This window comes from Parazoarcus sp. PS-13 R2A, from assembly GCF_057621855.1.
In genome coordinates this window covers 156991-168231 of sequence record NZ_JBYEXN010000010.1, presented here as the reverse complement: position 1 = coordinate 168231, position 11241 = coordinate 156991, and the positions used below count along the sequence as shown (strand labels likewise).

The 11241-nt window shown below is 61.4% G+C and carries 10 protein-coding genes; 7 read left to right on the top strand and 3 right to left on the bottom strand.

Annotation, left to right across the window (positions count from 1 at the left end; translation table 11 throughout):
• Positions 1-172: 172 nt before the first annotated feature.
• On the bottom strand, positions 173-2707 hold the full coding sequence (locus tag AC22G6_RS11560) for a PAS domain S-box protein (protein ID WP_487366893.1): 2535 nt from the start codon (positions 2705-2707) through the stop codon (positions 173-175).
• Positions 2708-2842: 135 nt separating this feature from the next.
• Between AC22G6_RS11560 and AC22G6_RS11555 the strand changes: the two genes are divergently transcribed.
• Entirely contained in the window at positions 2843-3274 is a 432-nt protein-coding gene (locus AC22G6_RS11555) for a phasin family protein (RefSeq protein WP_487366892.1), read from the top strand.
• Positions 3275-3700: 426 nt separating this feature from the next.
• On the opposite strand, the gene AC22G6_RS11550 is transcribed toward AC22G6_RS11555, so the two are convergent.
• Both AC22G6_RS11550 and AC22G6_RS11545 read right to left on the bottom strand, forming a co-directional pair.
• A complete protein-coding gene (locus AC22G6_RS11550; RefSeq protein ID WP_487366891.1) occupies positions 3701-5224 on the bottom strand; it encodes a diguanylate cyclase domain-containing protein in 1524 nt (507 codons plus the stop codon).
• Between the two features lie 156 nt (positions 5225-5380).
• Positions 5381-5584, bottom strand: a complete 204-nt coding sequence (locus tag AC22G6_RS11545; RefSeq protein ID WP_108948774.1) for a heavy-metal-associated domain-containing protein — start codon at positions 5582-5584, stop codon at positions 5381-5383.
• Positions 5585-5698: 114 nt separating this feature from the next.
• Here AC22G6_RS11545 and AC22G6_RS11540 point away from each other — a divergent pair, with 114 nt between their 5' ends.
• The 6 genes from AC22G6_RS11540 to AC22G6_RS11515 all read left to right on the top strand — a co-directional run bounded on the left by AC22G6_RS11540 (position 5699) and on the right by AC22G6_RS11515 (position 11225).
• Positions 5699-6190, top strand: coding sequence for a ribonuclease HI family protein (locus tag AC22G6_RS11540; protein WP_487366890.1), 492 nt, complete (start codon positions 5699-5701; stop codon positions 6188-6190).
• 205 nt (positions 6191-6395) lie between these two features.
• Positions 6396-7565, top strand: a complete 1170-nt coding sequence (ribA, locus tag AC22G6_RS11535) for a GTP cyclohydrolase II (protein WP_487366889.1) — start codon at positions 6396-6398, stop codon at positions 7563-7565.
• A 95-nt stretch (positions 7566-7660) separates the two neighbouring features.
• Positions 7661-8491: a DUF3750 domain-containing protein gene (locus tag AC22G6_RS11530; protein WP_487366888.1), complete on the top strand. Its 831-nt coding sequence runs from the start codon at positions 7661-7663 to the stop codon at positions 8489-8491.
• Positions 8492-8829: 338 nt separating this feature from the next.
• Positions 8830-9354, top strand: a complete 525-nt coding sequence (locus tag AC22G6_RS11525) for a TRAP transporter small permease (RefSeq protein WP_487366887.1) — start codon at positions 8830-8832, stop codon at positions 9352-9354.
• Positions 9351-10676 carry a TRAP transporter large permease gene (locus AC22G6_RS11520; protein WP_487366886.1) on the top strand — a complete coding sequence of 442 codons (1326 nt, stop codon included), beginning with the start codon at positions 9351-9353 and terminating at the stop codon, positions 10674-10676. Before AC22G6_RS11525 ends, AC22G6_RS11520 begins: the two co-directional genes overlap by 4 nt.
• 129 nt (positions 10677-10805) lie before the next feature.
• Positions 10806-11225, top strand: a complete 420-nt coding sequence (locus tag AC22G6_RS11515) for a thioredoxin family protein (protein WP_487366885.1) — start codon at positions 10806-10808, stop codon at positions 11223-11225.
• Positions 11226-11241: the final 16 nt, after the last annotated feature.

Genomic DNA, 11241 nt, shown 5'->3' with positions numbered 1-11241 from the left:
ATAATCCTCAGCGGGTTTTTGCCGTCTACGGCTTGTAAATCTGAAGATCGAAGCGCGGTCGGTTGTGCTCACGATGCGAAAGTGCGCTTCGACGAGCTTTACCGCCGATGTCGCCAAGACATTGGCGAGTGAGGATGGGGGCTTTCTCAGCTACGTGAGTTGAGGTCCGCTTTCAGTCCGGTGCGAACTCGACGCGATTTCGGTCGCGGGTCTTTGCGAGGTACAGGGCCCGGTCAGCGCGCGCCAATGAGTCATGCACAGATGTGTCGGTTGCGGCCATTGCTGCGATGCCGATACTGACCGTGGCGAAGATCTTCTTGCTTTCGATGACAGCAGATTCGCTGGCGAACCTGGATCTCAGACGCTCGGCGAACAGGCCTGCGGTGGCAAGACTTGTCCCCGGCAGCAGGACCGCGAATTCGTCACCTCCGAGGCGCCCCGCGGTGTCACTCTTGCGCAGTTCCTGACGCAGGGAATCGGCGAACAGGCGCAAGATCGTGTCGCCGGCAGCATGGCCCAGCTTGTCGTTGATTGTCTTGAAACGATCGAGGTCGAGCACCATCAGCGAAACGGGTCTGCTGGGATCCCTGTGGAGTTGAGACAGGGCCTCTTCGGCGCGGTCCATGAAATGACGGCGGCTTCCCAAGCCCGTAAGGGTGTCGGTGCTCGCGAGCATGCGCAGCTTGGCTTCCACGCGCCGGCGTTCGGTGACATCCTCAAGCACGTTCAGTGCGGCAGGTTTGCCTTCCCACATGACCGAGCTCATGTGCCAATGACATTCGATCACTCGTCCATTCCGGGAAAGGATCCGGGCGTCATGCTCCTGAGGCGAAGACGGTGCGTCGAGGTACAGAACGTGGATCGTCTCGATGCCGTGATGATCATCCCTGAACACGAAGTCGAGAATCGATTTCTCGGCGCATTCGGTCGTCGTATAGCCAAGCAGACTGGCCGCTCTGGGGTTGATGTGGCGGATGATCTTGTTCTGCGTGATGATCAGGCTTATCGGCAGGTGTTCTATCAGGCTCCGGTAACGATGTTCCGATTCTGCGAGTGCGACCTGTGCGTTCTTGCGCTCCGTCACGTCGCGTGCGAAACCCACGGTTCCGATGCGTCGCTCATCGATTGACACGGGCGATTTGTAGGTTTCGTACCAGCGTAGGACGCCATTCGACTCGATCGGCTCTTCGACGTTCTTTGGAGAGCCCGAACGCAGCACCTCCTGGTCGTCTGCGCGGTAACTCTCCGCGAGTGAGGGAGTGGTGGTGTCGAAGTCGGTTTTCCCGACGAGGTCGGCTGCGCAACTCCAGCCATAGTTCCTCGCAAACGGCGTGTTGACCGCGAGAAACCGGCTCTGCTCATCCTTCAGCCACACCATGAACGGGAAGTTGTCGAGCAAGGCGCGCTGGTAGTAATCCCTTTCCCTGACTTTCTCTTCTGCCACGCGCTCGGCGGTGATGTCGAAGATCACCATGCGACACTCATGACCGTTGTCGTCGGTAACCGCCTGTATGCGGATGAAGGTCTTGGGTCGTCGCTCGGTGGGAATCAGCGGGAGTTCGCAGGTAATCTGCTTCTGACTGGTTCGAACCTGCTCGACAAAGCGGTTGAACGTGGCACGCTTTTCCGGGGTAACAACTTCTGCAAACTGGTGCTGACAGGCTTCCGACCGCTTCAGGCCGAGCAGGATGGCGGCCGAGAGGTTGATCTCGATGATTGTCCCGGCGCCATCGATGGTGGCATAGCCGACAGGGGCGAAGTCATAGAGGTCGGCATAACGTTTGTTGAGCTCGTTGGCCTGGCTATAGGCAAGCTCGAGTTCTTCCTGCTGCATCTCGAGTTCGATCTTGCGAACCTGCAGTTCGTGGACCAGGCGATCGTCACTCGCGTCGAGCTTTGGCAGCGCGAATTCGCGGGATTGCCGGCGGTCCTCCGCGCGGCGGCGAAGGTTTGCCGGATTCGCCCGCACGCTTCTCGCTGGCCGCTGGTGAGGGAGCGCGGTCACCATGCGGTCGTATTCGCATTTCACGACTGCATAGCATTCACAGGCTCGTGCTTCGATGCCGCCGCGATCAAGAATGGTGATGTTGCCACGCCGGTACTGGATCAGGCCTTTGGCCTGAAGCTTGCTGGCAGCCTCGGAGATGCCCTCGCGGCGCACCCCGAGCATGTTGGCAATGAGGCCCTGGGTGACATGGAGTTCGTTGCCCTCCACGCGGTCGAGACTGAGGAGCAGCCAACGGCAAAGCTGCTGGTCTACGGTATGCAGCCGGTTGCACACCGCACTTTGTGCCAACTGGCTCATCAAGGCCTGGGCATAGCGCATGATGATTCTCTGGATGGGCTGGTCCTGGGCGAATTCCCAGCGCAGGATTTCGGCGCTGATCCGGCAGGCTTCGCCCGGAAGATGGACTACCGCATGGTGGACGGACGACTCGCCACTCAAGAGCAGGGGCAGACCGATGAGGCCGGAATTACCGACTGTTGCCAGGCCCGCAGACGTGCCGTCGCCGGCCGAAAAGACCAGTGATGCGACGCAGGTCTTCGGGAAGTAGATGTATTCGTTCGCCCCGCCTGGCTCGTACAGGTTCTGACCTAATTCGAGGTGAACGCAGTCGATGTCCGGGAGCAGACGCTTGCGCTCATCGTCGGGAATGGCTGCAAGAATCTTGTTCTTGGTGAAGCCATCGCAGGGTGTCGAAGCCAAGGCGTTCTCCCTAAGTTTGATTGAGCGCCAGCGCAGGGTTCATTCGCTGCCATGTCATTGATTGTGAAGAATACGCCTCTTGTATTTTCCATATGTTCGGTATCGAACACACTTTGCCGAATCTCGGGTTTATTCTTGTCTCAACTGCTCGCCATGAGGGCAACGACGCGAGCTCAATGGCCATTCGCCTACTACCGGTTTCAGGAGAGTTTAATGAAGACCTCTGTTGTCGAGAGTATTACCCAAGCACAAAGCAGCGCAATTGAATCCATGCTGATGGTGTCGAAGATCTATCTGGACTCGACCGAACGTCTGACCCAGTTGAACATGGAGGCGCTGCGGGATTCGGTCAATGAGGGAACGGCCGCATTGTGTGCGCTGACGGGCGTTACGAAAGGCGCTTCGATCAAGGATGCCCAGTCAGAAATCGTTTCCCCGATGTTCGAGCGCGCGCTGGCTTATGCCCGCAATGTCCAAGCGCTCACCGCTGACACTCAGGATCAGGTTGCACAGCTTGCCAGTGCGCGTGTGGCCGAACTGAAGAAGGCTGTGAAGTTGAGCGCATGAGCAAGTGACGCACGCTGGCTGTGTGAGGAGGAGGGCGCCGGCGTGCGCGGAGGAATATGGAGGAGGGGTGAGAGAGGAGACAAGAGCAGACGGATGGCGGTGGTTGGGTGCATTCAGTGGCGAAAAAAGCCACAGCTGTTACTGCGAGGTCGTCATGTGGTGGCCTGCAAGTCAGCAAACATTCGACCGTTGCACTGCTTAAATGTCTGACCATCGTCCGCCAGGCTACATCGGCTCAATTGGCTGATGAGCGAATAAGAAGGTGTGGCAGATCATGTATTGAACGGTTCTCATAAGAAAAACCGGAATCCGCTGATAATAAGAAATGAAAACCGCATTGATGCCCGGCATTGACGCGGTTATTTTTTTGTGCGAGCGGATCAGTCCGGACGCGGCGTCCGAGGCGCTACGCCCGTGACTGCGACTTCAGTTCGAAGCGCCGCTACGCAGTTCGTCCTGGACAAATGCGGTGCCTGCACACGGTGTGGATGCATGGTAGATGCGGTTGCGTCCACCGCTTTTCGCCTGATACATGGCGTGGTCCGCCTGCCTGAGCACGTCGTCGGTTGCCTGGTTGGTGGTCGAATGCACGGCCACCCCGATACTGGCGGATATCGTCACCACGCGGGCACCGAGTGAAAAGGGCTGCTCCAGCGCGGACAGGACGTTTCGAGCAACATGGTCTGCCCCTTCGATACTGTCAACCGAGGACAGCACGACCACGAATTCGTCCCCACCGAGGCGCGCAACTGTATCCGAACGTCGGACGGCGTTTCTGATCCGCTCCCCTGCCTGCTTCAACAGGTTGTCACCCGCGTGATGACCGAGCGTGTCGTTGACCTCCTTGAAGTGGTCAAGGTCGATGTACATCACCGCCATGGTGGTCTTGGTACGGCGAGCACTCGTGAGCGCGTGCTCAAGCCGGTCCATCAGCATGTAGCGATTGGGGAGGCCGGTCACCGCGTCGAAGGTGGCGAGCGTCCAGGCATGTTCCTTGTCATCGTGGGAGGCGCCCGCCATCAGGGCGAGGGCGACGGCAAGCGCCAGAATCAACTGGATCTCGATGGGTTCGTTGAAGCTGAAACCGGTAGCGGAACCGGCAACGAGGAGGGTCGCACAGGATACGATGGCCACCAGGAATCCGACAATCGTGCCGCGGGACAGGCCTGCCAGTACGACAGGGAACAGGATGAGGATGGCGATGCGTGTGTCGACCTCAAGCACGGCGGGCAAGGCAACCGAAAACAAGGCAACGGACAGGCCGAGCAGGGGGTACATCACCAGCGACAGTGGCCGCGCTCTCCGAAGGGCGTCAATGAGGTTTACCGTGTTGCCGTTCAGCGGGGGGCTGAAGAGGCGATACAGAATCATGAAGGCGGGGACGGTGATCATGACGCCGGCAAAATCCCCGCCCCAGAACGACAGGACTGCGGTGCCAAGCAGTTCGGCTGGCGTGCTGCTGAGGGCAGGCGTGTGGGCCGCCAGCAGGGCGGACGACAGGCTCGCCAGGAAGGCGCTGTAGATGACTCGGACCGCAATTGGCAGAGAGAACCGGTACTCCGGGCGCGTCCAGCATTGGCGCAGATGCGCGCCAACCAGGCCGTAAACACAGATCTCGCGTATCGGGTCAAGCAGAAAGATGGCGCTGAAGTCGGGAGCAGGAAGGTCCAGTAACCGCACTGCGATAATCGAGAGATAGAGCGCAGGGACACCGATCAGACCGTGCACCATCGTGAAGCAGACCGTCAGCCCGGCTGATGCAAAGAATGCGCTGACGTTTGGATAGACCTCGAACAGGCTGGCTGCGTGCCACGCAAGCCAGTAAGCGGAAAAAATGATGGGAAAACGCAGCAATACCTGCGTCGAGCGCGATCTTCTAAAAGGCAGACCCTTCATCGAGATGCCCGGGGAAAAAATATGCTCTGTAGGGGCTGCGAGCCGTGCTGACATGCTGCAGCTGTTCTTTTGTGTTCCGCTACAGATATTGCCCGTATGTCATTATCAAGGCAAAGGCTTTTGTGCGCTTCGCTCCCCGCATTGGGGTGTGACGCGCTTCATGCGGACGGCATTGCGTTCGGCCCATGTGCCCGCCTGGGTCGGATTGAGCTATTCCGTGGCGAATCCGGCATCCTCGACGGCTTGCCGGATGTCTGCTTCGGATACGAAAGTGCCAAACTCGATCGTGGCCCGGCCGCTTGCGAGGGTGATCTCGACGTGGGTAATGCCGGGCAAGTCCTGAATTGCGTTCGTTACCGTGCGCAGACACTGTTCGTCACGCATGCCGATGATCCCGAATTCACATACCGTCATGTAACTAACCTCTCGAAAGTGCTGCCGCAGGGGCAGGTGGTGGCAATATGCCGCTCTTACATCCCTTGCAGAGCGTAGCGCGTGTCAAAGCGATCCCAGTCGGTAGATTCTCGCATGGTCCCCACGCCGTCGCCTGGCGAAACCGGGGACTGTTGGCTGGGCTGGTTCGATGGCGCCGCGCTGCCCAACCCCGGCAAGCTTGGTCTTGGCGTTGTCTTGCAATCGCCCGATGGCAGTCGTGTGGAGTTCTCCGAGCGTGGAGAGGGCACGGGGTGCAGCAACGAGGCGGAACTGCAGGCCGTGTGCGCCGCGCTCTCCCTCGCACATGCAGCGGGTGCGCAGCGCCTGGTCCTGAGTGGCGACAGCGATTTTGCGGTACGTCATGCGGCGGGCAGCGCCCACACGGCAGTGCCCAGGCTGATGGCGCTCATCGCCAGGGTTCAGGCTTTGGCCGGGTTGTTTGAGGCGATTGAGTGGCAATGGGTGCCACGGTATCGTAACGGTGACGCGGACCGGCTTTCGCGTGGGGCACTTGGTCTCGTACACAAGCCTGCACCGCACCCGGGGAAAGCGCTGGCGGCCAAGCGCCGGCGGCGCAAGCGCTGATTGGTCGCCGATTGACTGGCGGCATCGGCCTTGCCGTTGCTATAGTTCAGGGCTTAACTTTCAGCCGATACTTCACTTGCCCTCGCGCCGACGCGCCAGGCGGCTTCCGAACGGAATCCGGATCGCCGCGGTCAGAGTCCAGTGTATCGAGCAGATGTGGCTGCAACGTGTCTGCAGCCGACGAATACCCCTTGGAGAATGATTGATGCGCCAAGCAGAGCGCGCCATTTTTGATTTGCGCCGCGGCGTGCCCATCCTGTTGCGGGACGACGAGGGCGATACGCTGATCGCGCCGGTCGAGGGCTTTGGCGCCACCGCACTGGAAGACGCTCGTGTGCTTACCGGCTCCGCGCCGACACTGGTGCTTTCGCGCCATCGGCTGGCGAGCCTTGGTGTCGAGGTCAGCGATGTGTCGGCCACCCAGCACTTCGATTCGGCGCAGGCGCCCGGCTTCCCGCTGCTGACCCAGTTCGCACTCGGACGTGCTTCCGTATTGCCCAAGACGCCGCGTATCGCGCCTGTGCGTTCGACCGCTGCGGAGCGTGCAGGTCTGCTGCTGATGCGGCACGCTCAACTGGTGCCGGCTGCGCTTGCCTTTGCCGTGAGTGCCGGACAAGCGGAAGCGGTTGCGCAGCACCTTGCCGACGGTTCGCTGCTGGTCGTGAAGGTGACTTCTGCGATCGAGTTGTGTGAAAGCGGCCCCGGACAGCTCAAGCGCGTCAGCGATGCGCGTGTTCCGCTCGCGAAACTGGGCGACGCACGCTTCGTGCTGTTTCGCGAAGAGGACGGCGTGCGCGAGCATGTTGCCATCGTGCTTGGTGAGCGTGAGAACTGGGCCGATGCGGTTCCGGTGCGGGTGCATTCGTCCTGCCTGACCGGCGATATCTTTGGCAGCCAGCGTTGCGATTGCGGGGCGCAGTTGCGCAACGGTCTCACCACCATCTGTTCGATGGGGGGCGGGGTGCTGCTCTATCTCGCCCAGGAAGGGCGGGGGATCGGACTGGCCAACAAGCTGAGAGCATATCGACTGCAGGACGAAGGTCTGGATACGATCGACGCCGACCAGGTGATCGGTTTCAGCAAGGATGAGCGCGACTACCGGATCGCGCAGCAGATGCTCGACGATCTCGGCATTCCGCGCATCGAACTGCTGACGAACAATCCGGAGAAGGTGAGTGCCCTGCGCAAGGCCGGCATCGACGTCGTCAGTCGCCGTGCGCTTTTCGGCCAGCTCAACGACCACAACCAGCACTACCTGCGCACCAAGGCGGATCGGCACGGGCATCTGCTCGAGGAATTGCTGGCGCGCCCGGAGGGGCCAGGCGATCTGCCGGAGACCGATTCGGCGGCCTGTATCGCCAGCGGGCGCAAGTGAGCTTGCGTTCAGCCGGCGAGTGCCATCAGGCGGCTGGTCGGCGTCTGTAGCGCCGCCACGCAGACCGAGACTGATACCGAGGAGTTTTAGCTCGCATGAAGGAAATCACCGTCCGTGGAAACAGATGGCCTGTACGCAGAGTGATTGCCGCGGTGCTGATCGCGTTCTTTGTGCCGCTCGTGGGATCGACCGCGATGCATTTTGCCGGGGACGCGCAGGCAGCGGACTGGCGTACTGCACGGCGTGACAGCAGCGGGCTGGCGCCCGATCCGGCGGTGGTGGACGAGGCGGTGGTGCAGGTCTATGCCGCCCGCGCGGTACGCTGGCGCGGGATTTTCGGTGTGCATACCTGGATTGCCGCAAAGCCTCGCGGTGCAGCGGATTACACACGCTTCGAGGTGATGGGCTTTGGTGTCGCGCACGGGCGGAGTGCGGTCCGGGTGCGCGAGGGCATTCCGGACGGCTACTGGTTTGGCAGCGAGCCCGAACTGCTGCGTGATGTGCGCGGTGGAGCCGAGGTGGATGCCTTGATCGCACGGCTGCACGATGCGGCCGAACGCTATCCGCACGCCAACGAATACCGCATCTGGCCCGGCCCCAACAGCAATACCTTCATTGCCCACCTTGGTCGCGAAGTGCCCGAGCTCCGGCTTGAGCTGCCGCCGACGGCGATCGGGAAGGATTACCTGCCGGAAGGTGCCCTGTTCGGCGCTGCACCCAGCGGTTCCGGCGGGCAGGTATCGCTGTTCGGTCTGCTCGGGGTCACGCTTGCGGCCGAGGAAGGGATCGAATTGAGTCTGCTTGGGCTCAGCATCGGGGTGGACGCCTGGCCGCCTGCAATCAAGCTGCCCGGCATCGGCCGTATCGGCATGTCCGAACACATGCCCGACAGCGAGCGCTGGGGTGTCATTCGCATCGCGCCCTGAGCGTCAGGTGCTCCCCGGTCATCGGCGCCGCGCAGCAGGCGGGGCCATTCGGTACCAGACACCGACAGCGGACGTGAGACTCACGCCTGGGTGCGGGCCCGCGCAGGGATACCGATGGTCATGAGGCCAGCGGTCGCGCGCCAACACGGTTTGTCAGGCCTCAACCCGTCGCCGACGGGTAGGTCAGGGGGACTTCGGCCAAGGGGCCGAGGGCAGAAAGTGCCACGACGAAGCTGCTGCGCTGGTCAAGCAGCATTCCAGGTAATAAGGTCCCGCCTTTGCCCGCAGCACGCTGCTGCCGGCCGGGCGGGATTGTTGCATTCTGAAGGGAGAGTTCAATGGCTGAGTCCATGGATACGCCGGCACTTGCCCTCAGGGGGCTCATCGGTCGCAGCATCTCGACGGCGTGTGCGTTGCTGGCGGTGCTGGGCGGTGTGTTTTTTCTTGCCGAGGCGCTGATGTCGGTTACCAGCGTGATCGGGCGGGCATTGTTCAACCTGCCGGTGCCGGGCGACTACGAGCTGGTGCAGATGCTGTCGGCGATGGGTGTTGCGATGTGCCTGCCGTACTGCCAGCTGAAGCGTGGTCATGTATTCGTCGATTTCTTTACCGTGTGGGCACCGTCCTCGCTCAAGCGCGTGCTCGATGCGATTGCCGCACTGCTGCTTGCCGCGATGTCCTTCCTGCTCGCATGGCGTACCTGGGAGGGCATGCTGGAGATGCGCGAGTATGGCGAGACGTCGATGGTGATCGCCCTCCCGGTGTGGTGGGGCTATGTCCCGGTTGCGCCGTCATTCGCATTGCTCGGCATTGCCGCACTCCACACTTTTGCGCTTGATCTGCGCGGGAGTGATCACGCATGAGCGGAACCTCGATTGGTCTCGTCATGGGGGTGGCGATGCTGACCATGCTGGCACTGCGCGTGCAGATCGGCGTTGCCATGTTCCTGATCGGTGCGGCAGGCTATACATGGGTGTCGGGCTGGGATCCGCTGATCGCCTATCTGAAGAACGCGCCCTATGGTCGTTTTTCGCTGTACGACCTGTCGGTGGTGCCGCTGTTCCTGCTGATGGGTCAGTTCGCCACCCAGGGCGGCCTGTCGCGCGCGCTGTTCAAGGCCGGTAATGCCTTCATCGGCCACTGGCGTGGCGGCATGGCAATGGCGGGGGTTGCATCGTGTGCCGGCTTTGGCGCGATCTGCGGGTCGTCGCTTGCAACCGCGGCGACCATGTCGCATGTGGTACTGCCCGAGTTGAAGCGTCATCAGTACAAGCCAAGCCTGGCTGCAGGCTCACTGGCGGCGGGCGGCACGCTCGGCATTCTGATTCCGCCCTCGGTGCCGCTGGTGATCTATGCAATTCTTGCCGAGCAGAACATTGCCAAGCTTTTCCTGGCTGCCTTCGTGCCCGGCGTGCTGGCCGCGATGGGCTACATGCTGGTGATCGCCTTTGTGACCCGAATTGATCCTGCTGCAGCTGGCCCGGGGACGGCAAAGCATTCGTGGGGCGAGCGGCTGGTGACGCTGATGGAGACCTGGCCGGTGTTGCTGATCTTTCTGGTTGTCATCGGCGGGATTTACGGTGGCGTATTCACCCCGACCGAAGCGGCATCCGTGGGCGTGCTGGCGACTGGTATTGCGGCGTGGCGGTCGGGTGGGCTGAAGGGGCCGGCTTTCCTGGAGTGCCTGTACGGGACGGCAAAGGGAACGGGGATGATGTTTCTTATCCTGCTCGGCGCAGACATGCTGAACTCCTTCATGGCCGTGAGCCAGATGCCGCAGGAGGCGGCCGCCTGGGTGCAGGAAATGGGCTTCGGGCCCTTCACCGTCATGCTCGCCATCATCGTGATCTACATCCTGCTGGGGTGCGTGATGGACAGCCTGTCGATGATCCTGCTCACTGTGCCCATCTTTCTGCCGATCGTGCTCGGCATGGAGTACTGGGGGCTTGGCATGGAAGAGAAGGCGATCTGGTTCGGCATGGTTGCACTCGTGGTCATGGAGATTGGCCTGATTACCCCCCCAGTGGGGATGAACGTCTACATCATCAACGGGATCGCGAAAGACATTCCGATGGCAACCATCTTCCGTGGGGTGATGCCCTTCCTGGCCTCCGACATCGTGCGAATCTCCCTGCTGGTGTTCTTTCCGGGCATTTCGCTGGTGGCGCTACGCATCTTCAACTGATGCGCGAGGGCGCCCGTTTGCCAGCATTCAACCCCCACTGCAGGGGATGTAAGGGACATCCGGGCTGGTCTGGGCGCCATTTTTCGGACAAGCTGTCGAAGTTCGATCCATTCTCCCGCGTTCACGCCGATGTCCATCCTCCTTCCCCTCGCACAGCTGAGTGACGCCGCCGCGTCGCGGCCCGCGCAGCACCACGTCGTACTCGCGCTGTGCGCCGACTGGTGCGGTACCTGTCGTTCATTCCGTCCCGTGCTGGAGCAGCTTGCCGCAGAGCACCCGCATATCGTGTTCTCGTGGCTGGATATCGAGGATGAGGCGGATCTGGCCAATGATCTGGACGTCGAGACCTTTCCGACGCTGGCGATTTTCCGTGATGGCGCGCCACTGTACTTCGGCGCATCCTTGCCGATGGCGGACGTGGTTGCCAAACTGATCCGCGCGGCCGAGGCGGCTGGCGGGCCGTTGTCGCCGATTCCGCCGGAGATTGCCGACATGGCGGACGCGCTGTTTGCAAGCGCCACAGATCGCGCGGTATTGCAGGGACGCTGACCGATGAGCTCCCGGC